The 22058-nt window shown below is 66.3% G+C and carries 17 protein-coding genes; 11 read left to right on the forward strand and 6 right to left on the reverse strand.

The window, feature by feature from the left end:
* Window positions 1–3: 3 nt before the first annotated feature.
* Together aroQ and norR are read right to left on the reverse strand one after the other, a co-directional pair.
* A complete protein-coding gene (gene aroQ / locus KRX52_RS02585; protein ID WP_217679590.1) occupies window positions 4–444 on the reverse strand; it encodes a type II 3-dehydroquinate dehydratase in 441 nt (146 codons plus the stop codon).
* 526 nt (window positions 445–970) lie between these two features.
* On the reverse strand, window positions 971–2521 hold the full coding sequence (gene norR, locus KRX52_RS02590; RefSeq protein ID WP_217679591.1) for a nitric oxide reductase transcriptional regulator NorR: 1551 nt from the start codon (window positions 2519–2521) through the stop codon (window positions 971–973).
* 181 nt (window positions 2522–2702) lie between these two features.
* On the opposite strand from norR, the gene hmpA reads away from it, so the two are divergent.
* The 10 genes from hmpA to KRX52_RS02640 all read left to right on the forward strand — a co-directional run bounded on the left by hmpA (window position 2703) and on the right by KRX52_RS02640 (window position 14541).
* Window positions 2703–3884, forward strand: a complete 1182-nt coding sequence (gene hmpA, locus KRX52_RS02595) for an NO-inducible flavohemoprotein (RefSeq protein WP_217679592.1) — start codon at window positions 2703–2705, stop codon at window positions 3882–3884.
* Between the two features lie 275 nt (window positions 3885–4159).
* Entirely contained in the window at window positions 4160–5350 is a 1191-nt protein-coding gene (locus KRX52_RS02600) for an NnrS family protein (RefSeq protein ID WP_217679593.1), read from the forward strand.
* A 356-nt stretch (window positions 5351–5706) separates the two neighbouring features.
* Complete coding sequence (locus KRX52_RS02605; RefSeq protein ID WP_437439683.1) at window positions 5707–6378, forward strand: HupE/UreJ family protein; 672 nt, start codon at window positions 5707–5709, stop codon at window positions 6376–6378.
* Between the two features lie 12 nt (window positions 6379–6390).
* The gene (locus tag KRX52_RS02610; protein WP_217679595.1) at window positions 6391–7020 is read left to right on the forward strand and encodes a transmembrane anchor protein; all 630 of its coding nucleotides are present in this window, start codon (window positions 6391–6393) and stop codon (window positions 7018–7020) included.
* A 191-nt stretch (window positions 7021–7211) separates the two neighbouring features.
* On the forward strand, window positions 7212–8267 hold the full coding sequence (locus KRX52_RS02615) for an AraC family transcriptional regulator (protein ID WP_367890516.1): 1056 nt from the start codon (window positions 7212–7214) through the stop codon (window positions 8265–8267).
* A 296-nt stretch (window positions 8268–8563) separates the two neighbouring features.
* A complete protein-coding gene (locus tag KRX52_RS02620; RefSeq protein WP_217679596.1) occupies window positions 8564–9328 on the forward strand; it encodes a 3-hydroxyacyl-CoA dehydrogenase in 765 nt (254 codons plus the stop codon).
* Between the two features lie 14 nt (window positions 9329–9342).
* Window positions 9343–10533, forward strand: a complete 1191-nt coding sequence (locus KRX52_RS02625; protein ID WP_217679597.1) for an acetyl-CoA C-acyltransferase — start codon at window positions 9343–9345, stop codon at window positions 10531–10533.
* 11 nt (window positions 10534–10544) lie between these two features.
* Window positions 10545–11678, forward strand: coding sequence for an acyl-CoA dehydrogenase (locus KRX52_RS02630; RefSeq protein WP_217679598.1), 1134 nt, complete (start codon window positions 10545–10547; stop codon window positions 11676–11678).
* Window positions 11679–11847: 169 nt separating this feature from the next.
* Complete coding sequence (locus KRX52_RS02635; RefSeq protein ID WP_217679599.1) at window positions 11848–13467, forward strand: long-chain fatty acid--CoA ligase; 1620 nt, start codon at window positions 11848–11850, stop codon at window positions 13465–13467.
* Window positions 13468–14541, forward strand: a complete 1074-nt coding sequence (locus KRX52_RS02640) for a CaiB/BaiF CoA transferase family protein (RefSeq protein WP_217679600.1) — start codon at window positions 13468–13470, stop codon at window positions 14539–14541.
* Window positions 14542–15241: 700 nt separating this feature from the next.
* On the opposite strand, the gene KRX52_RS02645 is transcribed toward KRX52_RS02640, so the two are convergent.
* The 4 genes from KRX52_RS02645 to gcvA form a co-directional block, all read right to left on the reverse strand.
* On the reverse strand, window positions 15242–15853 hold the full coding sequence (locus KRX52_RS02645; RefSeq protein WP_217679601.1) for a hypothetical protein: 612 nt from the start codon (window positions 15851–15853) through the stop codon (window positions 15242–15244).
* Between the two features lie 230 nt (window positions 15854–16083).
* Window positions 16084–18213 carry a NosR/NirI family protein gene (locus KRX52_RS02650; protein ID WP_217679602.1) on the reverse strand — a complete coding sequence of 710 codons (2130 nt, stop codon included), beginning with the start codon at window positions 18211–18213 and terminating at the stop codon, window positions 16084–16086.
* A 390-nt stretch (window positions 18214–18603) separates the two neighbouring features.
* Window positions 18604–19488: a DMT family transporter gene (locus tag KRX52_RS02655; RefSeq protein WP_217679603.1), complete on the reverse strand. Its 885-nt coding sequence runs from the start codon at window positions 19486–19488 to the stop codon at window positions 18604–18606.
* 641 nt (window positions 19489–20129) lie between these two features.
* A complete protein-coding gene (gene gcvA, locus KRX52_RS02660; RefSeq protein WP_217679604.1) occupies window positions 20130–21047 on the reverse strand; it encodes a transcriptional regulator GcvA in 918 nt (305 codons plus the stop codon).
* Window positions 21048–21352: 305 nt separating this feature from the next.
* Here gcvA and KRX52_RS02665 point away from each other — a divergent pair, with 305 nt between their 5' ends.
* The gene (locus tag KRX52_RS02665) at window positions 21353–21688 is read left to right on the forward strand and encodes a carboxymuconolactone decarboxylase family protein (protein ID WP_217679605.1); all 336 of its coding nucleotides are present in this window, start codon (window positions 21353–21355) and stop codon (window positions 21686–21688) included.
* The last annotated feature ends 370 nt before the right edge of the window (window positions 21689–22058 follow it).

The raw sequence follows: 22058 nt of genomic DNA on the forward strand, positions 1-22058 counted from the left end.
ATCTCAACCGTTGAGCAGGTGGGCGAAGTGGGTCAGGCCCATGCGGTAGCCGTGGGTGCCGAAACCGCAGAGCACGCCGACGGCGACGCCGGAGACGAACGAGTGGTGACGGAATTCCTCGCGCTTGTGCACGTTGGAGATGTGCACTTCGATCACCGGCAGTTCGGCGGCGACCAGGGCGTCGCGGATGGCCACGGAGGTGTGGGTCCAGGCGCCGGGATTGATCAGGATGCCGGCGCAGCGGCTGCGTGCCTGATGGATCCAGTCGATCAGCTGGCCTTCGTGGTTGGTCTGGCGGAACTCGACTTCCAGGCCGCACTCGCTGGCGGTGCGCTGGCAGAGGACTTCGACGTCGGCGAGGGTTTCATGGCCGTAGGTGTCGGGTTCGCGGGTGCCCAGCATGTTCAGGTTGGGCCCGTTGAGGACGAGGATCAGGTGCGACATGCGCGCGTTCTCCGTTGTTGTTTTTGTCACCGGGCGGATGCCGGTAGTGAGCGGAAAAATGTACTAACCGGTTAATCCAGTCAATAGCGCGAAAAGGCGGGTGGGAGCGTTGCAAGAGGACGGCGGGAGCTGCCGTCGAACTGCGGCAAGGCGCCGCAAGCTGGCGATTTACGGGGGCCGGAGGAGGGGGAAGGATGTACTTCGGTGAGGCGCGGCGCTCCGTTGCGGGGTGCTTTGAGGGGCAATAAAGTGTTCGACTATCGGGCGAAAGGGCGCTTGGCGAGGACGATGGTGATCGCCGGCAACCGCAGGAGCGACGCCCTTATCGCGGAAAAACATGCTGATCGTTCCCACGCTCTGGCGTGGGAACGCGGCAGTGGACGTCTGGCATCCTTGATCGTTCCCACGCTCCCGCGTGGGAATGCGGCCCTTGACGCTCCGCGTCATTTCCTCGCGGTATGGGACGCGGAGCGTCCGGGCATGGCTCCCACGCAGGAGCGTGGGAGCCATCGATTTCAACAGGCTGCTAGCGCAGCCCGAGGCGCTTGGCGAGCCGATGCAGGTTGGCGCGGTCCATGCCCAGCGCGCGGGCGGCGGCGGCCCAGTTGTGCTGATGCTGCTCCAGCGCAGCGCCGACCTGCTGGCGCTGGAACTGCTCGACCGCCTCGCGCAGGTCGCCGACCGCTTGGGGCGGGCTGCTGACTGGGCTGTCGGGCGGTGGCGCGGCGATGTATTTGCCCTGCAGATCCAGCAGTTCGGCACCGATGCTGAGAATTCGTCGCCGTTCGCCGGCGGCCATGGCCTTGAGCGCGGCGCGGCCGATCAGGTGCTCCAGTTCGCGAACGTTGCCCGGCCAGTCGTAGGTCAGCAGCGCGGCCTGGGCCTCGCTGGTCAGGCGCAGGCTGCGCAGGCCGAGGCGGGCGCGGTTCTCCTCGAGGAAGTAGCCGGCCAGCAGCAGCACGTCGTGGCCGCGCTCGCGCAGCGGCGGCACCGGCAGCGGATAGACGCTGAGGCGGTGGTAGAGGTCGGCGCGGAAGCGCCCGGCGCGCACTTCCTCGGCCAGGTCGCGGTTGGTGGCGGCGATCACCCGGACGTCCACCCGGTGTTCGCGGTCGGAGCCGACCCGCTGCAGCTGGCCGCTCTGCAGCACGCGCAGCAGCTTGGCCTGCATCGCCAGCGGCAGCTCGCCGACTTCGTCGAGGAACAGGCTGCCGCCGTCGGCCAGCTCGAACTTGCCGTGGCGCTCGCTGACCGCGCCGGAGAACGCGCCGCGGACGTGACCGAACAGCTCGCTCTCCACCAGGGTGTCCGGCAGCGCCGCGCAGTTGAGGCTGATCAGCGGCTTGCGCGCGCGCGGCGAGGCGCTGTGGATGGCCTGGGCCACCAGTTCCTTGCCGACCCCGGTCTCGCCGCTGATCAGCACGCTGAGGTCGCTGCCGGCGACCAGGGCGATTTCCTCGAGCAGGCGCCGGTGCTCGCGGCTCTGGCCGATCAGCTCGCGGTCGGCCTGCTGCCCGGCGGCCTGGCGATAGACCTCTACCAGCTGCTCGTCGTGCTCGGCACGGCGGGTCAGGTCGCTGATCCGCTCGGCAGCGCGCACGGTGGCGGCGGCCAGGCTGGCGAAGGCTTCCAGGTTGTCCAAGTCGATGTGGTCGAAGCGCGACGGGTCGAGGGAGTCGAGGGTCAGCAGGCCCCAGGGCTGCTCGTCCAGGTACAGCGGACAGCCCATGCAGTCGTGCACCTCCAGGTGACCGTGCAGCCCCTCGACCAGCCCGTCGTAGGGATCGGGCAGGGCGCAGTCGGCGGCGAAACGGGTCAGCCCGCGATGCTCCAGCAGCGCCGCGAGACGCGGATGCTCGCTGACGCGAAAGCGCCGGCCGAGGGTATCGGCGCTCAGGCCGTCGACCGCCAGCGGCACCAGTGTGTCGCCATCCAGGCGCAGCAGGGCGGCGGCGTCGGCCGGCAGCAGCGCGCGCAGCGCGCCGAGCAGACGGCGGTAGCGCTCCTCCTCGGGCAGCTCGCGGGACAGATCGGCCACCAGAGGGATGAGGGCGCGCAGCAGGGGATGCGTTGTCATTTTGATACCGTGCTGTCGATTTGACAGCGAAAAACTGTTGTCATGCCGACTCGCTATCTTGATAAGTTATTGTTTTTTAAGGACAAAAAATCTGGCACGGAAACTGATAAGACCATTGTGCTTGCAGTTCATGCGGCCTGTCGATGGCCGCTCACCCCTTGGTCCTGTTCAGGAGTTGCCCATGCTGTCCGATCAACACCGCGCCATCATCAAAGCCACCGTCCCGCTGCTGGAAACCGGCGGCGAAGCGCTGACCAAGCATTTCTACAAGATCATGCTTGGCGAGTACCCGCAGGTGAAGGTGCTGTTCAACCAGGCCCACCAGGCCAGCGGCGACCAGCCGCGCGCGCTGGCCAACAGCGTGCTGATGTACGCCCGCCACATCGACCGCCTCGAGGCGCTCGGCCCGCTGGTCGGGCAGATCGTGCACAAGCACGTGTCGCTGCAGATCCTGCCGGAGCACTACCCGATCGTCGGCGCCTGCCTGCTGCGCGCCATCCGCGAGGTGCTCGGCGAGGAAATCGCCACCGACGAGGTGATCGCCGCCTGGGCTGCCGCCTACGGGCAACTGGCCGACATCCTGATCGGCGCCGAGGAAGCGGTGTACGCCGCCAACGAGAGCAAGGAAGGCGGCTGGCGCGGCTCGCGTCAGTTCCGGGTGGCGCGCAAGGAAGCCGAGAGCGAGGAGATCACCTCCTTCTACCTGGTGCCGGTGGACGGCGGCGCGGTGCCGGAATTCGTGCCCGGCCAGTACCTGGGCCTGCGCTTCGTCATCGACGGCGAGGAAACCCGCCGCAACTACTCGCTGTCCGCCGCGCCGAACGGCCGCGAGCTGCGCATCAGCGTCAAGCGCGAGGAGGGCGGCAAGATCTCCAACTTCCTGCACGATCAGGTGCAGGTCGGCGACGAGCTGGAAGTGTTCCCGCCGGCCGGCGACTTCGTCCTGCAGGACAGCGACAAGCCGCTGGCGCTGATCACCGCTGGCGTCGGCATCACCCCGGCGGTGGCCATGCTCGAGCAGGCGCTGGAGACTGGCCGGGAAGTGCGCTTCATCCACTTCGCCCGCCACGGCGGCGTGCATGCCTTCCGCGAGTGGCTGGACGCCAAGAGCGAGCAGCATCCGCAGCTGAGCCGCTTCTACTGCTACAGCGAGCCGCGCGAAGGCGATGCCGCCGACGCCGAGGGCTTCAGCAGCGCGGCGCTGCTCAACGACTGGCTGCCGGAGCAGCGCGACCTGGACGCCTACTTCCTCGGTCCGAAGCCGTTCATGGCCCAGGTGAAGAAGCAGCTCGCCGAGCTGGGCGTGCCGGAAGATCAGTGCCGCTACGAGTTCTTCGGCCCGGCGGCGGCGCTGGAGGCTTGAGCTAGGCTCAGCGGGTAAGGCGTGATCGTTCCCACGCTCCGGCGTGGGAATGCCGCGTATGGACGCTCCGCGTCCGGACACCGCCGTGGGTTGGGGCGCGGAGCGCCCGCAGGCCGGTACCCACGCCGGAGCGTGGGCACCATCGGTAAAGGCTTCCGTAGGGTGGAAAACACGCGTAGCGTTTTTCCACCAGACTCCGAGTGAGATGGTGGGAAAGGCCTGCGGCCGTTTCCCACCCTAGGCCAGCCACCCGGATTTCGTGCAAGGAACTCCCCATGCAGTTGGTCGACCGCAAGGCCCTGTTGCAGATCGCGCCGCTGTGGCGCCTCGCTTTTCGTCCCTTCTTCCTCGCCGGTACGGTCTTCGCCGCGCTGGCCATTCCCCTCTGGCTCGGCGTGCTGGCCGGTTGGTGGCCCGCCTGGCAACCGGCCGGCGGCGCGCTGGGCTGGCATCGTCACGAGATGCTGTTCGGCTTTGGCGCGGCGATCATCGCCGGCTTCCTGCTCACCGCGGCGCAGAACTGGAGCGGCCGCCCGGGGCCGAGCGGTCGGCCGCTGGCGGCGCTGGCGCTGCTGTGGCTGGCCGCGCGCCTGGCCTGGCTGCTGGGCGCGCCGCTGTGGCTGCTGATCCCCCTGGAGCTGGCCTTCCTGCCGGCCGTGGCGCTGGTGCTCGGGCGCATGCTCTGGGCGGTGCGCCAGGTGCGCAACTACCCCACCGTTGGCGTGCTGGTGCTGCTGACCCTGGCCGATCTGCTGGTGCTGGTTGGCCTCGCCCAGGGCAACGAGACCTGGCAGCGCCAGGGCGTGATCGCCGCGCTGTGGCTGGTCGCGGCGATGATGGGGCTGATCGGCGGGCGGGTGATCCCGTTCTTCACCCAGCGCGGCCTCGGCCGTCCGGCGCAGGTGCCGGCGCTGCCGTGGCTGGAGTGGAGCGCCCAGGGCGGTCTGCTGCTGATTGCCGTGCTCACCGCCATGGGGCCGGCCCTGCAGCCGCAGGCCTGGCTGGGCGCGCTGTTCGCCCTGGTCGCGTTGCTGCATGGCGTGCGCCTGGCGCGCTGGCACGACGCCGGCCTGTGGCGGGTGCCGCTGCTGTGGTCGCTGCACCTGGCCTACGCCTGGCTGGTGATCGCCCTGGCCGGGCAGGCTCTGTGGCACTTCGGCGTGCTGGCCAATGCCAGCCTGGCGCTGCACGCCCTGGGCGTCGGTGGCATCGGCGGCCTGATCTTGGCGATGACCGCGCGGGTCAGCCTCGGCCATACCGGTCGGCCGCTGCAGCCACCCAAGGCGCTGGCCTGGGCGTTTTCCCTGGTCAATCTCGGCGCCGCCGGGCGGGTGCTGCTGCCGCCATTCTGGCCGCTGGGCAGCCTGCTGCTGGCCGGCGCTGCCTGGACCGCCGCCTTCGGCCTGTTCGTCTGGCACTACGCACCGATGCTGTGCAAGCCGCGGCTGGACGGTCAGCCGGGCTGACCCCTGCGGCCATGGGCGCACCTCGCGGCGTGCCTGCGTCCGCAAAGGCCGCACCATGGCAGTAGGCAACCCCCTCCCAAGTTCTATTCCGCGCTGAGCGGTCGCAGCCCGACAATGGGCTGCGACCGCTCAGGTAGCGGGTGATCTGCTTGAACTCAGCCTCCGCTCCCCCGGCGTCACTCCCTACCCGAGGCGCCGGTCTTCCTGATCGAGCGCCCCCGCACGGCTGGTTCGTGCTCTGCCGGCGCTCGCCTGTGCGGCGACCTCGCAACCACCACCAACAGGAGCATTCCATGCATTCGCATTCCCTGTACGGGGCAGGTGCGCTCGTCGCACGGCTGCGCCGCTCGTTACTGTTGCCGCTGCTCAGCGCCCTGCTGTTCATCGCCGCCCCCGAGGCCCTGGCCCACGGCGTGGCCGAGGGTGACAAGGGCTTCATCCGGGAAAGCTTGGGGGTGATGCTGCTGCCGTTCATCTACCTGGGCGCCAAGCACATGATCACCGGCTACGATCACCTGCTGTTCCTCTTCGGGGTGATCTTCTTCCTCTACCGGCTCAAGGACGTCGGCCTGTACGTCACCCTGTTCGCGGTCGGCCACTCGGTCACCCTGCTGCTCGGCGTGCTGCTGGAGATCAGCGTCAGTGCCTGCCTGATCGACGCCATCATCGGTTTCTCGGTGGTGTACAAGGCACTCGACAACCTGGGCGCCTTCCAGCGCTGGTTCGGTTACCAGCCGGATACCCGCGCGGCCACCCTGGTGTTCGGCCTGATCCACGGTTTCGGCCTGGCCACCAAGATCCTCGACTACCAGATCGCCGCCGATGGCCTGATCCCCAACCTGATCGCCTTCAACGTCGGCGTCGAGATCGGCCAGTTGCTGGCGCTGAGCGCCATCCTGATCGCCATGGACTACTGGCGGCGCAGCGCCGGTTTCTGGCGCCATGCCTACACCGCCAACGTCGCCATGCTGAGCGCCGGTTTCCTGCTGATGGGTTACCAGCTCACCGGTCTGATCGTGTCCCAGTAAGGAATTCTCGCCATGCACAACAGTCGTCCCGACCTCAACGAGCTGCCCAGCACCGCCCAGCTGCTGCGCTCCACCGTTCTCGCCCTGATCGCTGCCGTCGCCTTGCTGGTGACCGTGGTCATGCCGGCGGAGTACGCCATCGACCCGACCGGTGTCGGTCGCCTGCTGGGCTTGACCCAGATGGGCGAGCTGAAGGCCACCCCGGCTGCGGAGGCCGCTGCCGAAGAGCCTGCCGCCGAGCCGCAGCCGGCCCCTGCTGCTGCTCCGGCTCCGGTCGCTGCGTCGGCCCCGGATCCACAGCAGCCGCAGGTCGCCGGGCAGAAGCATGAGGTGAACCTCACCCTGAAGCCCAACCAGGCCACCGAGATCAAGCTGGAGATGAAGCAGGGTGCCGAGGCGCGCTTCCACTGGACGGCCAATGGCGGCCAGCTCAACTACGACACCCATGGCGATCCCTACAAGGCGCCCAAGGGCTTCTACCATGGCTATGGCAAGGGCAAGCAGACGCCAGAGCAGCAGGGCGTGCTGGTCGCCGCGTTCGACGGCAAGCACGGCTGGTTCTGGCGCAACCGCAGCAACCAGACGGTGAAGCTGACCCTGCGCACCGAGGGTGACTACATCACCATCGAGCAGGTGCTCTGAAGACGCGGGCCAGTCCGTCGGCGCTGGCTGAAGTTGCTGGCCTGCACGATCCTGGCCGTGCACCGCTTCGGCCTGCTGGCCGTGATTGTCCGCCGCTTTGGCATCCTGCTGCTCTGACGCTTGAAGGGTGACTGCGTTTTCTGGGAGGCTGCGCGCGGTTGCGGGAAACCCGCTCAGCGGAAATTGGCACAGTGATTCAGCGCGCAGCACCGATACACAAGGACACCATTTCCATCCGCTTGGTCGCGGAGGCCCTGCAGGCCTTCGCCCAGCGCGGTGAGCCGCTGGATGCGCTGCTGCGCGAGGTGGGCCTGGAGCCGGCCCTGCTGGCCGATCCCGCGGCGCGGGTGGAAGTGAGCGTGTACAGCCGCCTGTGGCTGCGGCTGGCCCGGCATTTCGACGACGAATTCTTCGCCATGGACCCGCGGCGCATGCGCTCGGGCAGCTTCGCCTTCCTCTGTCGCACCTGTCGGACCCAGGCCACCTTGGAGGAGGCGCTGCACACCGCCCTGGACTTCTTCGCCCTGACCTTCGAGGGCTTCCGCGGCAGCCTCGCTCGCAGCCAGAGCCTGGCCGAGGTGGTGCTGCACGAGCGCAGTGTCGAGCCCGGCCGCCCCTTCACCTATTTCACTTTCTGGATGCTGCTGCACGGCCTGGCCTGCTGGCTCGTTGGGCGGCGCATCCCGTTGCTGGCGGTCGAGCTGCGCTGCGCCGAGCCGGAGTACACCGACGACTATCGGGTGATGTTCTCCGACAACCTGCGCTTCGGACGGCCTTCGACACGGATCATCTTCGCCGCCGAGATGCTGGACCTGCCGGTGCGGCGCAGCGAGGCCGAACTGGCGGACTTCCTCGCCCGGGCGCCGTCGAACATCCTGGTCAAGTATCGCGACACCGATAGCCTGGCCCATCGCATCAAGGTCCATCTGCGCCGCCTGCCGGCCGAGCAGTGGCCGACCAGCGAGGTGCTGGCCCAGGCGCTGTGCATGTCCCCGTCGACGCTGCGCCGGCGCCTGGCGGAGGTCGGCCAGTCCTACCAGGCGATCAAGGATGCCGTGCGCGAGGAAATGGCCACGGCCTGGCTGGCCGATGCCGAGGTGAGCTTCGGCGAGATCGCCGCGCGGCTCGGCTTTGCCGAGGTCAGCGCGTTCTACCGGGCCTTCCGCAAGTGGACGGGGACCAATCCCGGCCACTATCGCAGCCTGATCCTGGCGCCGGCGATTGGCCAAAACGGTCATGCAGATTGAGAAGAACGGCCATTGTCGGGCCGCCTATGCCTGACCAATATGAACTCAACACGCTTGCCGTGCTTCCATGGCTCGAGACGACAACTGCCAGCGCTCGCTGAGTTTGCGTCGGGCCTATAACAAGAAAGGAAACCGCCATGCCGCCTTGCTTCCCGATCGTGCATCCCCCCGCGGGCCTGCCCGACTAGTCGTCCGACACCTCCCGAAAATCCAGATCAAGACGTTGCGCCGCCCGTGCGCAGACACCCGGCTGCACGCAGCAAGGCCGCTTCGCGGCTGTTCGAGAGAGATTCGCCATGCAAATCCACAACAAGGTTTTTCTAGTCACCGGCGCGGCCTCCGGGCTGGGCGCGGCCACCGCCAGGGGCCTGATCGAGGCGGGCGCCAGGGTGCTGCTGGTGGACATCACCGCCGCCGTCGAGGCCCGCGCCGCCGAGCTGGGCGCCAACGCCCGCGGCGTGGTCGCCGACATCACCGATGAAGCCGCCGCCCGCCAGGCAGTGGCAGCGGCGTGCGAGACTTTCGGCGCGCTGCACGGGCTGGTCAACTGCGCCGGCGTGGTCGGCGGCGAGAAGGTGCTCGGCCGCAACGGCCCGCACGGGCTGGACAGCTTCAGCCGCACCGTCGCCATCAACCTGATCGGCACCTTCAACATGCTGCGCCTGGCTGCCGAGGCGATGGCCGAGAGCGCGCCGGACGAGGGCGGCGAACGCGGGGTGATCATCAACACCGCCTCCATCGCCGCCTATGACGGGCAGATCGGCCAGGTGGCCTACGCTGCCTCCAAGGGTGGGGTGGTCGCCATGACCCTGCCGGCGGCGCGCGAACTGGCGCGCCATGGCATCCGCGTGATGACCATCGCGCCGGGGATCTTCGAGACGCCGATGATGGCCGGCATGACGGAGGAGGTGCGCGCTGCGCTGGCGGCGGGCGTGCCGTTCCCGCCGCGCCTGGGCCGCCCCGAGGAATACGCCGCGCTGGTGCGGCACATCGTCGAGAATCCCATGCTCAACGGCGAGGTGATCCGTCTCGACGGCGCCCTGCGCATGGCCGCCAAGTGAGGGGGGAAAAAACCATGATCCACGAAGATCCGATCGTCATCGTCAGCAGCGCCCGCACGCCGATGGGTGGCTTCCAGGGCGATCTCAGGGGCCTGACCGCCCCCGAACTGGGCGCTGCCGCCATCCGCGCGGTGGTCGAGCGCAGCGGCCTGCCGGTCGAGGCGGTGCAAGAAGTGCTGATGGGCTGCGTGCTGCCCGCCGGCCTCGGCCAGGCGCCGGCCCGCCAGGCGGCGCTGGGCGCCGGGCTGGCCCAGTCGACCGTATGCACCACCCTGAACAAGATGTGCGGCTCGGGTATGCAGGCGGCCATCCTCGCCCACGACCTGCTGCGTGCCGGCAGCGCCGACATCGTGGTCGCCGGCGGCATGGAAAGCATGTCCAACGCCCCCTACCTGCTGGACAAGGCGCGCGGCGGCTACCGCATGGGCCACGGCAAGGTGCTCGACCACATGTTCCTCGACGGCCTGGAGGACGCCTACGACAAGGGCCGCCTGATGGGCACCTTCGCCGAGGACTGCGCCCAGGCCCACGGCTTCAGCCGCGAGGCGCAGGATGCCTACGCACTGGCCTCCCTGCAGCGCGCCCGCGACGCCATGACCGACGGCTACTTCGCCGAGGAGATCGTCCCGCTGACGGTGCCCCAGGGCCGCGAGCAGCGCCTGGTCGCCGAGGACGAGCAGCCGCCCAAGGCCAGCCCGGAGAAGATCCCCAGCCTGCGCCCGGCGTTCCGCGAAGGCGGCACGGTGACCGCGGCCAACTCCAGCTCGATCTCCGATGGCGCCGCCGCACTGCTGCTGATGCGCCAGTCCGAGGCCGAGCGCCGCGGCCTGCGTCCGCATGCAGTGATCCGCGGCCATGCCGCCTTCGCCGATGCGCCGAACCTGTTCCCCACCGCGCCCATCGGTGCGATCCGCCAGCTGATGCAGCGCACCGGCTGGCGCCTGGACCAGGTCGACCTGTTCGAGATCAACGAAGCCTTCGCCGTGGTCAGCATGGTCACCATGCGCGAACTGGGCCTGGAGCACGCCAAGGTCAACGTCCACGGCGGCGCCTGCGCCCTCGGCCATCCGATTGGCGCCTCCGGCGCGCGCATCCTGGTCACCCTGTTGGCGGCGCTGCGCAGCCACGGCCTGCGCCGCGGTGTGGCGGCCATCTGCATCGGCGGTGGCGAGGCCACAGCCGTCGCCATCGAACGCCTGGATTGAGGGGCCTGGCCATGCTGCTGACCGACGATCAACTCAGTATCGGCGAGATGGCTCGCCAGTTCGCCCAGGAGCGTCTGCGCCCGTTCGCCGAACAGTGGGATCGCGAGCATCGCTATCCGCTCGAGGCGATCCGCGAGATGGGCGAGCTCGGCTTCTTCGGCATGCTGGTGCCGGAAGCGCTGGGCGGCAGCGATACCGGCTACCTGGCCTACGCCCTGGCGCTGGAAGAGATCGCTGCCGGCGACGGCGCCTGCTCGACCATCATGAGCGTGCACAACTCGGTGGGCTGCGTGCCGATCCTGCGCTTCGGCAACGCCGAGCAGCAGCGCCGTTTCCTCGTCCCGCTGGCGCGCGGCGAGCAGATCGGCGCCTTCGCCCTCACCGAGCCGCAGGCCGGCTCGGACGCCAGCAACCTGCGCACCCGTGCGCGGCGCGACGGCGACAGCTACCTGCTCAACGGCGCCAAGCAGTTCATCACCTCCGGGCAGCACGCCGGCACGGTGATCGTCTTCGCCGTCACCGATCCGGCGGCCGGCAAGCGCGGCATCAGCGCCTTCATCGTGTCCACCGACAGCCCCGGCTACCAGGTGGTGCGCGTCGAGGACAAGCTCGGCCAGCATGCCTCCGACACCTGCCAGATCGCCTTCGAGGACCTGCGCGTGCCGGCTGCCCAGCGCCTCGGCGAGGAGGGCGACGGCTACCGCATCGCCCTGGCCAACCTGGAGGGCGGGCGCATCGGCATCGCCGCGCAGGCGGTGGGCATGGCCCGCGCGGCCTTCGAGGTGGCGCGCGACTATGCCCGCGAGCGCGAGGCGTTCGGCAAGCCGCTGCTCGAGCACCAGGCGGTGGCCTTCCGCCTGGCCGACATGGCGACCCAGATCGCCGTGGCGCGGCAGATGGTGCACCACGCCGCCGCGCTGCGCGACGCCGGCCGGCCGGCGCTGGTCGAGGCGTCGATGGCCAAGCTGTTTGCCTCGGAAATGGCCGAGAAGGTCTGCTCCGCGGCGATCCAGACCCTCGGCGGCTACGGCTACCTGCGCGACTTTCCGGTGGAACGCATCTACCGCGACGTGCGCGTCTGCCAGATCTACGAAGGCACCAGCGACATCCAGCGCCTGGTGATCGCGCGCAACCTCGGGGAGTGAGCAGGGACCGACAAGGCGGGCTGCTCGAGATCGGTACGCTCGGCAGCCTTCAGTAATAAGCAGTGATCCAGAGGTAGGACGGAGTTTTTCCAGCGTTTCACGGCCAATGGCCGACGATGTCTCTTAAAAACAAGAACAACAAGAGGTAGTCAAAATGCTAGAAGGTCTGATGCAAAAGGCCCCGCTGCTGATCAGCAGCATCCTCAAGCATGCCGCCAGCGCGCATGGCGATCAGGAAGTGGTTTCGCGGCTGATCGACGAGCCGCTGTGGCGCTACGACTATCAGGGCCTGGCGAGCCGCGCCGGCCAGGCGGCGGCGATGCTGCAGCGCCTGGGGATCGGCGCCGGCGATTGCGTGTCCTCGCTGGCCTGGAACACCCATCGTCACTACGAGCTGTTCTTCGCCGTGCCGGGCATCGGTGCAGTGCTGCACACCGCCAACCCGCGGCTGTCCGACGAGCAGATCGCCTACACCCTCAACCACGCCGGCAGCAGCGTGCTGCTGTTCGACCGCAGCTTCGCGCCCATCGTGGCGCGGCTGCGCCCGCAGCTCGGCAACATCCGTCATTTCATCGCGCTGGCGGACCGCGACTGCCCGGATGCCGGCGTGCCGGCGCCCAGCTACGAAACATTGATCGCCGCTGAGCAGCCGCTCGACTGGCCGAGCTTCGACGAGAACGCCGGTGCCATCCTCTGCTACACCTCGGGCACCACCGGCGATCCCAAGGGGGTGCTGTACAGCCATCGTTCGGTGGTGCTGCATGCCATGGCGGCAGGGTTGAGCGGCGCGTTCGGTCTGTCGGCCTTCGACTGCGTGATGCCGTGCTCGTCGCTGTACCACGGCACCGCCTGGGGCCTGCCGTTCGCCGCAGCGATCAACGGCTGCAAGTTCGTCCTGCCGTGCGACAAGATGGACGGTCGCAGCCTGCAGGAGCTGATCAAGAGCGAAGGCGTGACCTTCTCCGGAGGCGTGCCGACCATCTGGACCATGTATCTCGACCACCTCGAGCGCAGCGGCGAGGACGCCGGCAGCCTGGATCGGCTGGTGATCGGCGGCTCGGCGGTGCCGCGGGCGATGGCCGAGAAGTTCCAGGGCAAGTACGGGGTGACCATCCGCCAGCTGTGGGGGATGACCGAGACCAGCCCGCTGGGGGTGATTTCGACGCCGACTCCGAAGCTGGCCGCCCGTGGTCAGCAGGCCACCGACGAGGTGATCTGGACCCGTCAGGGCCGCCTGCAGTTCGGCATCGAGCTGAAAATCGTCGACGAGGACGGCAGTGAGCTGCCGCGCGACGGCGAGAGCGCCGGCAAGCTGCTGGTGCGCGGCCCCTGGACCATCGAGCGTTACTTCCGCAGCGAGCAGAGCGCCCTCGACGCCGACGGCTGGTTCGACACCGGCGACATCGCTACCCTGGATGGCGACGGCTTCATGCGCATCACCGACCGCAGCAAGGACGTGATCAAGTCGGGCGGCGAGTGGGTCAGCTCGATCGACATCGAGAACGTCGCCGCGGCCTGCCCGGGGGTGAAGATCGCCGCGGTGGTCGGCGTGTTCCACCCGAAATGGGAGGAGCGCCCGCTGCTGGTGATCGAGCCGCACGATGATGTCGAGATCTGCGTGAAGCGGGTGCTGGCCCACCTCGAACCGAACATCGTCAAGTGGTGGATGCCCGATGCGGTGGTCATCGACCAGGTGCCGCTCACCGCCACCGGCAAGATCAACAAGAAGGTGCTGCGCGAGCGTTACCGCGACCACCTGGTCAATGGCTTGCGCGCGGAGGGTTTCTGAATGACGACCAACCCGGGGCCGCTGGCCGGCCTGCGCGTGCTCGAGTTCGCCAGCATCGGCCCCGGGCCGCACTGCGCCATGCTGCTCGCCGACATGGGCGCCGACGTGGTGCGCATCGAGCGCGAGGGTGGCAACGGCTGGCCCAACCCGGTGGCCGACCGCGGGCGCTCGGTGCTGGTGCTGGACATCCGCAGCGAGGCGGGGCGCGCGCGCTGTCTGGAGCTGGCCGAGCAGGCCGACGTGCTGATCGAGGGCTTCCGTCCCGGGGTGATGGAGCGCCTCGGCCTGGGGCCGGAGGTGCTGCGGGTGCGCAACCCGCGGCTGGTCTACGGGCGCATGACTGGCTGGGGGCAGGACGGCCCGCTGGCCAGGGCCGCCGGCCACGACATCAACTACATCGCCCTCACCGGCGCGCTGGCCGCCATCGGCGGGCGCGAGGGCGGGGCGATCCCGCCGCTCAATCTGGTCGGCGATTTCGGCGGCGGCTCGATGTTCCTCGCCTTTGGCATCATGACCGCGCTGTGGGAGCGCGAGCGCTCGGGCCAGGGCCAGGTGGTCGACGCCGCCATCGTCGACGGGGTGTCCTCGCTGATGAGCTTCTTCGCCGGCGGTCGCCTGTCGCTGGATCGCGAGCGCAACCTGCTCGGCGGCGCGGCGCCGCATTACCGCTGCTACACCTGCGCCGACGGTCGCGAGATCGCTATCGGCCCGCTGGAGCCGCAGTTCTACCGCGAGTTTCTCGAGCGCATCGAGGCGCCGGCCAGTCTGTACGAGGGACGTGACGATCCGGCCAACTGGGCGGCGCACGGCCAGTGTCTGGCCGAGCTGTTCGCCACCCGCACCCAGGCCGAGTGGTGCGCGCTGCTGGAAGGCAGCGACGCCTGCTTCGCCCCGGTGCTGACGCTGGACGAGGTACCGCAGCATGCGCACCTGCAGGCGCGCGGGGTGTACCAGGAACTCGACGGCATGCAGCAGGCGGCCCCGGCGCCGCGGCTGTCGCGCACGCCGGGCCTGGCGCGGACTTCGCTCAGGCTGGAAGCGGACGCGCCGGTGTGGGGAACGCGTGCGGGCTGACTTGAACGCGCGTAAGCGAGGAGCCAGCCGCGGTTACGCGGCAGGCCCCCGAGGTGTTACCCCGGCATGATGGCGTAACGGCATCTGGGGTTGCCGGTAACGTGGCTGCGGCTTTTTTCTGCCCGCCGGCCCCGTAATTAATTGTAAGTCATTGATTTTAAAGGATTCTAAAAAGTTGGCACGGTGCCTGCTTTAGTATTCGTACAACAAAAACAAGAACGCTGAACCAACACAATAAAAACAAGACGTAACGGCTCCAACACAACAAAAACAACAGGGTGGAGGCGCAGCAAACTGATTCTTTTGGAGAGGAGTTGCCCGATGGGGTTCTCCCTCGACCGGACCGAGAACAATAAAACTGCCCCGAGGCAGCGTCCAAAACCGGTTGAACCCGCAAGGGTAGCGGCAACATCAGCGTCCAAAATAATCCGCTTGTTCCTGGTCCCGTCTTGGGACTGCTACCGGGTTACAGGCCCGGGCGGGCTGCCAATAAAAACAACAGGCCTGTCAGTACAAGAACAACAAAGCATGACCGATTTGAAGGGGGAGCCTAGGCTCCCCCTTGTGCTTTCTGCGTTTTGTACTTGCTGTCGCCACGGTCGCAGAGCGCATGCGCGCAGGTGCCACGTCGGCAGGCGTTTTGGCACCACGTCTGCGGGGCTCAGCCATCCGGCGGGCGGGGCCCGCCGGGGAGAGGGACTTACGGAGTCTCCACGCTCACCGAAACTTCCGAGTCCTGGCGAATCACCACCTCGCGATTGAGATACTCCGGCTTGACCTCGACATCCGGACGGACCTGGTAGGTACGGCTGCTGCCATCGGCAAACTGCAGCGTGGCGGTATGCGCGCGGGTATCGATGGCCTTGACCACGGCGGTGGCCGTCTGGGTGCTGGCAACCAGCAGACCCGGCTTGCTGCCTTGCGGCGGGGTCAACACCATCGCTGCGCCCTCCCGGGACTCCTCGTCGGCTTTGCCCGGCTCGCGCAGATAGAGGGAGCTTTCCACCCGCACCGTCGCCGTCAGCTGGTCGCCGACCGCCAGCTGCGGGTAGTTGCGCATTTCCGGCGGGGCCTGCACGGTTCGCCGATTGCCCTGTTCATCCTGCAGGGTGAAAGTGCGCTTGCTGCGGTCGAGGGCGACCACGGTGGCCCGGACTTGCTCCTCCTCGATGAGGATGCCGCCAGGTACGCCTTGGGCAACGACGGCGCTTTGGCTGACCGTGCTGGTCAGTTGCTGGTTGTCGGATTGGCTGGCGCAGGCGCCGAGCAGGGCTATGCCGACCAGCAGGGGAAGGTTGCGAATCACAGACATCTGGCTCTCCTTGAGATCGTTGTGCGCGGTTTCCGGCGCACTCCATCTGCAGCGTAGTCGCTGTTTTACAAGGCAACATGGGGATGGCAAGCACCGGCAACTGGGCATCGCGCAGCGGGGATGTCGAGCCCCACCGAATGCAGCGAGAGCCCACTCGGCGGTCCGCCGCCAGGCATTCGCTCGACGCTCTGCGCCAGGCGGGCTCTATCGACGTATGTTTCGCCGCGGATTCAGTCGCGCGCGATCACGGCGGCCGGCCGCTTCTTGCCCTTGCGTGCGTTGATCAGCGGTACGCACTGGTGGTCGTCCCGGAAGATCACCTCGCACTCGTAGCACTGGATGCACTCGCGGTAGTTGATCCGCCCGTCCGGCTCGATCGCCCCGATGCCGCAGCGGCGCGCGCAGAGTTGGCAGGGGCTGCCGCATTCGCTGCGACGGGGCAGCCAGCGCAGCAAATGAAAGCGGCCCAGCACCGCGAAGCAGGCGCCAAGCGGACAGAGATAGCGACAGAAGAACTTGTGCACGAAGAGCCCGGCGAGCAGCAGGGCCAACGCATAGAGCACGAACGGCCACTCCCGCACGAAGCCGAGGGTGATCGCGGTCTTGAATGGCTCCACCTCGGCGGCACGTTCGGCGCCGCTGATCGACCAGAAGCTGACCGCGACCAACCCGGCCAGGATCAGGTATTTGAGGGCCCAGAGCCGGCGGTGCAGGCTGAACGGGATGCGGCGCTGGCGAATCTTCAATAGTCGGGCCAGTTCCGCCGCCATCTCCTGCAGCACACCGAACGGGCAGAGCCAGCCACAGAAGTAGCCGCGTCCCCAGAGCACCAGCGTCAGCAGCACATAGCACCAGAGGATGAAGATCACCGGATCGAGCAGCAGCACCGAGGCGCTGGCATCGCCGCCGATCACCTGCAGGATGGTGAAGACATTGGTGATCGATAACTGTCCCTGGGTGATGTAGCCGATGAACACCAGCGTGTAGAGCAGGTATCCCCAGCGGATCAGCCGGAAGCGGCGGGCGTCCCGGGTGACCCAGCGGTGTCCGAAGATGATGGCTGTCAGAATCCCGAGGCCAAGCAGCAGAACCGCGATGCGGCTGAGGTGCTGCTGCCAGATCTTCAACCAGAGCGGGTCCTGCGGCTCGACGTGGATCGCCTCGATGCTGAACAGACGCTCGGGCAGCTGGTAATCCTGCCCGAAGCGACGAATCTCGTCGGGCTGCAGATAGCCTTGCGGACGGTTGACGACCAGCGACAGCTTCCAGCTCGACGCCGGATCGAAGCCGGCACCGGCCTTGACCCGGAACAGCACGAACTCGTTGAAACGGGGCATGTCGGCATGGTGCAGCGATTCGAGCTGTTCCTCTTCCAGCGCATTGAAGAAGTCCATGTCGCGCAACTCGATCTGCACCCCGTTCTGATCCAGTGCGAGCCGATCGGAAGGCGTCCCCCGGGTGAAGTCGTCGCCGAGGACGGAGTAGGGGCCCTGGTTCATCACCGCGATCACATGATCGCCCGGCTCCAGGCTCTCCTCCATCAGGCGCTTGTAGAGCGTGTCGCCCAGCAGGTAGCGGCCGATGGTCGGCACATTCAGATAAGCGAACTGCAGATTGGCGAACAGCGGGCCGGCTTCGTAGCGATAGGGCACGGGCGTCTCGATGTTGGCGCTGCCGAAAGCCGTTTCCACCGTCGATTCGGGCACCTGCAAGGACCCTGTCCAGCGCTGCCCGAGCAGCTGCTGCCAGTCGGTCGTCTCGACCAGATCCTCGCGCACGCGTGACGCGGGTTTGCGTTTCGCAATGATCCCGGTCTCCTGCGCCACCTGCAGGGCGGACTGGATGACCGTCTCGTTCAGCACCACCGCCGATACCGTGGCCTTGCTGATGCCATCGATGTAGACATTGCTGCCGCTATGCTTGTCGCGCACGGTGGCGCTGGTGATCTTGATCGGATGGCGCAGGTCCAGCCCCATGTACTGGCGCGTGAACTCATGTATCGGCCCGGTACCCAGGCCATGCAGGAAGATCGGCTCATGCTGTTCGAGCACCTGCACGCCGCGGTACCGACCGTCACGGTCGATGCCGATCAGCAGCTGGAACGGGGCGCCGGAGAAGCCAGGCAGTTGCACATAATCGCCGGACAGGAAGGCATAACCGATCAGCTCCGTGACCTGATACACCGGCCACACGCGCGGCTGTTCGAGTCGCGGCATGATCTCGGTCGCTTCCGGGAAGATCGCCTGAATCAGTTTCGGAAGATCCTGTACGCCATCCTCGCTTTCGCTGGCCCCGGCGCGGGTGATGGCCAGCACCATCAACAACAATGCCAGTAATGGCGTCCTGAGTGACGTGAGCATTCCGTTTACCTCGTCTTGTTGTTATATTTCGATTAATCCTGACACCAAGATGAAGTTGTGACTAAGGGTCGATAGGCCTGATCGCTCTGCTACTTTCGAGCTATTTATTGATTTCTGCGGTGGCGGGATGTTTGCTGGCGTCGATTAAAAGCGGAATTCAAGGGGACGGTAGGGGTGATTTAATGGTTGTATCGGATGGCCCAGACATGACGCTTATGACTGACAGGTATGCCTGCTACTTCTGGGTGGTGATTTTGGGTGCTGAAAATTACGCGGCAGACTTGTCAGCTTAGGTGGCGCTAGACAGCCGGATAAATGTAGGCGCAAGTGCTGTGCGCACTTGCTGAGCCTGTGGGGTATTTGTCGGGGAAAGGAATATAAGCGGAATGATTATGCTGCTTTTCCAGACGGGAGAATGGCTATCGCCACGCCACCCAGGACGACAAGCGAAATGACCACTAGGCGGGTGGTCAGGTTTTCACCCAGCAACATCACGCCGCCAATCGAGGCCATGATGGGAACGGTCAACTGGAGAGTGGCGGCCTGATACGCGGCAAGGCACTTCACCACGTGGTACCAGATCGCATAGCCCAGGCCGGAAGCCAGTACTCCTGAGGCCAGCGCATAGGCCAGGCCGGTCCCGGTTATGAAAGCTTCATCCCTCCAGATGGCGTATGCCGCGAGCAGAGCTGCACCCGGCAGCGCGCGGACGAAGTTGCCCGTGGTAGCGGCCAGCGGGTCCGCCGCACCTCTACCGAGCAGCGAGTAGACGCCCCAGGCCACTCCCGAGGAGATCATCACGAGGGCGCTGCCCAGCTGCGGCGAGTTCGCTCCCGGCAGCAGCAGTGCCACCAGCCCCATGAACGCAATCAGCATGCCGACGACGCCGCGGGAGCCCGCGCGCTCCCCGCGAATCCAGCCATACGCGAACATCGTTACCTGCACGGCGCCGAACAGGATGAGCGCGCCGATGCCGGCCCCCAGACTCACATAGGCAATGGAAAATGCGTAGGCATAGAGGAACAAGCCAAGACCGCCACTCCAACTTCCCCGCAGAGGTCTGGACGGTGATCCGAACTTCACAACGCACCACAGGAATAGGCCGCCACTGAGCAATCGCACAGTCGTGAATGACTCCGGATCGATCTTGCCTTGCATTAACGCAACGCGACAAAAAATAGAATTTGCAGCGAATGCCAGCATGCTGATGGCGATATAGGCGATCAGCCTGAGTTGGGTGGTAGGTGAAGGAATGGAACTTTCATTGCTGCGCATGATTTGTTCGTGCGTGGGTTATTGGATTTTTTATCGCTACCGGGAGAAGCGGTTGATCAGTTCAAGGTGAGGATGCCCGGGTCGGTGCAAGTCGGCAAGAAAGATTTCCTTTCGTGGCGAAGAAGAAAAACTCCTTCACCAGTTTGGTGAATCATCCGATTATCACCGCGCATTGACTGGATGCGCCTGAATGCACATTGAAAGAGTGTCGTCGTGTGCATGCTCCAGCATCCTTTCGCAGGAACTAGTGTCAATGCAGTTGGCCATGTCAACCGGTTGGCAAGAAGACATCCATGCATTGGCTGAAGATCATTTCGAAGACTGGAGACAGCAGTCGACCGGCCGCCGCAGTCATATTTTAGCGTTACAAGACAGAGTTCCTCGCCGCAGTCGCAGGGGCAAAACCCGGAAGCTGCCGGTACAGCAGAGTGATCTCACTGCCAACTTGTTGGGACTGCAGCCCCTGAGCTGGCTGCGCCAACCCGGGCCTTCGAGGGTTAGGCTCTGTACGAAAAGTGCCTGCGCTCGGTCATGCTGCGTTGAAAAGCGGCTCGGAATGCTCATTTACGACCAGTAAACTCCGCTTCCTCGCCGCTTTTCGCCTTGCCTGACCTTCGCTCGGCTGACTTTTCGTACAGGCCCTAGCGCGCCGCTTCCGCCAGCAACCAGTCGCGGAATGCCTGCACCCTGGCCAGCTCGCTGCACTCCGGGCGGTAGACGATGTAGTAGGCCTGCATCAGCGGGCAGTCCAGCCTTGGTTCACCGAAGGGACGGATCAGGCGCCTTGCTGCGAGGTCGTCCTGCACCATCACGCTGCGTGCCAGAGCCAGGCCGCGGCCTTCGATCGCAGCCTGGAGCACCGCCGCGGAATTGTTGATGCTCAGCCCACGGTGCGCATTGATCCCCGGATAGCCGGCAGCATCCAGCCAGCGCCGCCAGGTGGGATAGTCCGGGTCGCTGGCCATGGACATGTCATGGACCAGCGTGCAGCGGCTCAACGCCTCGGGCGGCAGCAGGCCATCCACCAGCAGGGGAAAGTCCGGCGCACACACCGGGAACATGCTCTCGTCCATCAGATGCACGGCGGCAAGGCCGGGCCACTGGCCGGCGCCATAGCGCACGCCTACGTCAATGCGTTCGACGAGGAAATCCACCGTGCGGGCATTGGTGTCCAGCAGCACATCCATCTGCGGGTGAGCCAGCTGGAAGCGCTCGAGACGCGGCAGCAACCACTTGGCCGCAAAGGCCGGACAGACGGTGATGGTCAGCCCGGCATGCACACTGGCGTCCTTCAGCCGCGCCAGGCCTACGCTCAGTCGATCGAAGCCTTCGCGGATATCCGCAAGTGCCGCGCGCGCCGCCTCGGTAGGCATCAATCGCGACGAACCGCTGCCGGCACGGGTGAACAGCGCGATGCCCAGCCAGGACTCCAGGTTGCGCACCTGCTGTCCCACGGCGGCGGGTGTGACGTTCAGTTCGGCGGCCGCAGCGGAAAAGCTTTGATGCCGGGCAGCGGCCTCGAAAGCACGGAGCGCATTGAGATAGGCGGGTGTCGTCATGGAAAGAAATTCTTTGTCGCGAGGCAAAAACATATGCGTTGCGAGGGGATGCCTCCAAATCAAGAATGCACCCCAGGCAAACGCGCAATCCCTGGAAGATACATGGATTTTGGGGCGGCGCAAAAGCCTCGATGACCAAGGCTCCACTCTGGGAGGCCTTGCTGCGGTGCCCGTTGCATGAATAGTTTTTCTAACAAGGTGGCCATCATCGCCGATGGTGGCAAAGCTGCGCGGATTACCGGCGCAGTGCTGCCGGTCGATGGCGACGTCACCGCCGGACGAATCTGATACTGGAGAAAGAACAGATGATGAACTGGAACCAATACTTCGCGAGCCTGATGGGCCGTGTTGGCGAGTTCGCCAGGCTCGCCCCTGAAACCATGCGGGGCCTGAACACGATCGGCAGCGCGCCCGCCAGGCATCTGGACCCGAAGATCCATGAGCTGATCGCCTTGTCGGTAGCCGTCACCACCCGTTGCGATGGCTGCATCGCCGCGCACGTCCAGGCCGCCCTGAAACACGGCGCCACCCGCGAGGAAATCGCCGAAGCCCTCGGCGTGGCCATCGCGCTGAATGCCGGTGCCGCCCTGATCTACAGCTCACGCGTCTTCGACGCCGTCTCGGCCTTCGACAACGCCTGAGGCGCACCGGGCGCCCGGTGCATCACCGCCAGGCACATCGAGGTCGGCAGCATTCGATCAATCGGGCCCCTGGCCGCCCTCATTCCCCATCTGGACGCAACCCTGGCGAATATCTGGTCAGGTGGAGTGCGGCCGGGTGGTCGGGGCCGGGCAAATTGTGTGGGGTGGCCATCCGGGCTGGGTAGTGGGTGTGACCGCGCCACTAAGGAGTAACTCCGCATGGGGTGAGCTGTAACGGAAAAACCGCGCCTTGGGCTTGTGGATACAGGGTTGTGTTTCTTTAAGTTGTTGATATTAAAAGCACGACCGATTTGAAGGGGGAGCCAATGGCTCCCCCTTGTGCTATCTGCAGGGCCGCTTCAGGCCTCCC

It is taken from the genome of Geopseudomonas aromaticivorans (genome assembly GCF_019097855.1).
Taxonomy (GTDB): domain Bacteria; phylum Pseudomonadota; class Gammaproteobacteria; order Pseudomonadales; family Pseudomonadaceae; genus Geopseudomonas; species Geopseudomonas aromaticivorans.

Coding starts and splice junctions, on each gene's coding strand:
- KRX52_RS02665 (WP_217679605.1), top strand. CDS start 21,353: ATGATGAACTGGAACCAATACTTCGCGAGCCTGATGGGCCGTGTTGGC.
- KRX52_RS02625 (WP_217679597.1), top strand. CDS start 9,343: ATGATCCACGAAGATCCGATCGTCATCGTCAGCAGCGCCCGCACGCCG.
- KRX52_RS02610 (WP_217679595.1), top strand. CDS start 6,391: ATGCACAACAGTCGTCCCGACCTCAACGAGCTGCCCAGCACCGCCCAG.
- hmpA (WP_217679592.1), top strand. CDS start 2,703: ATGCTGTCCGATCAACACCGCGCCATCATCAAAGCCACCGTCCCGCTG.
- KRX52_RS02620 (WP_217679596.1), top strand. CDS start 8,564: ATGCAAATCCACAACAAGGTTTTTCTAGTCACCGGCGCGGCCTCCGGG.
- KRX52_RS02645 (WP_217679601.1), bottom strand. CDS start 15,853: ATGTCTGTGATTCGCAACCTTCCCCTGCTGGTCGGCATAGCCCTGCTC.
- KRX52_RS02640 (WP_217679600.1), top strand. CDS start 13,468: ATGACGACCAACCCGGGGCCGCTGGCCGGCCTGCGCGTGCTCGAGTTC.
- KRX52_RS02635 (WP_217679599.1), top strand. CDS start 11,848: ATGCAAAAGGCCCCGCTGCTGATCAGCAGCATCCTCAAGCATGCCGCC.
- KRX52_RS02650 (WP_217679602.1), bottom strand. CDS start 18,213: ATGCTCACGTCACTCAGGACGCCATTACTGGCATTGTTGTTGATGGTG.
- norR (WP_217679591.1), bottom strand. CDS start 2,521: ATGACAACGCATCCCCTGCTGCGCGCCCTCATCCCTCTGGTGGCCGAT.
- KRX52_RS02600 (WP_217679593.1), top strand. CDS start 4,160: ATGCAGTTGGTCGACCGCAAGGCCCTGTTGCAGATCGCGCCGCTGTGG.
- gcvA (WP_217679604.1), bottom strand. CDS start 21,047: ATGACGACACCCGCCTATCTCAATGCGCTCCGTGCTTTCGAGGCCGCT.
- KRX52_RS02655 (WP_217679603.1), bottom strand. CDS start 19,488: ATGCGCAGCAATGAAAGTTCCATTCCTTCACCTACCACCCAACTCAGG.
- KRX52_RS02630 (WP_217679598.1), top strand. CDS start 10,545: ATGCTGCTGACCGACGATCAACTCAGTATCGGCGAGATGGCTCGCCAG.
- aroQ (WP_217679590.1), bottom strand. CDS start 444: ATGTCGCACCTGATCCTCGTCCTCAACGGGCCCAACCTGAACATGCTG.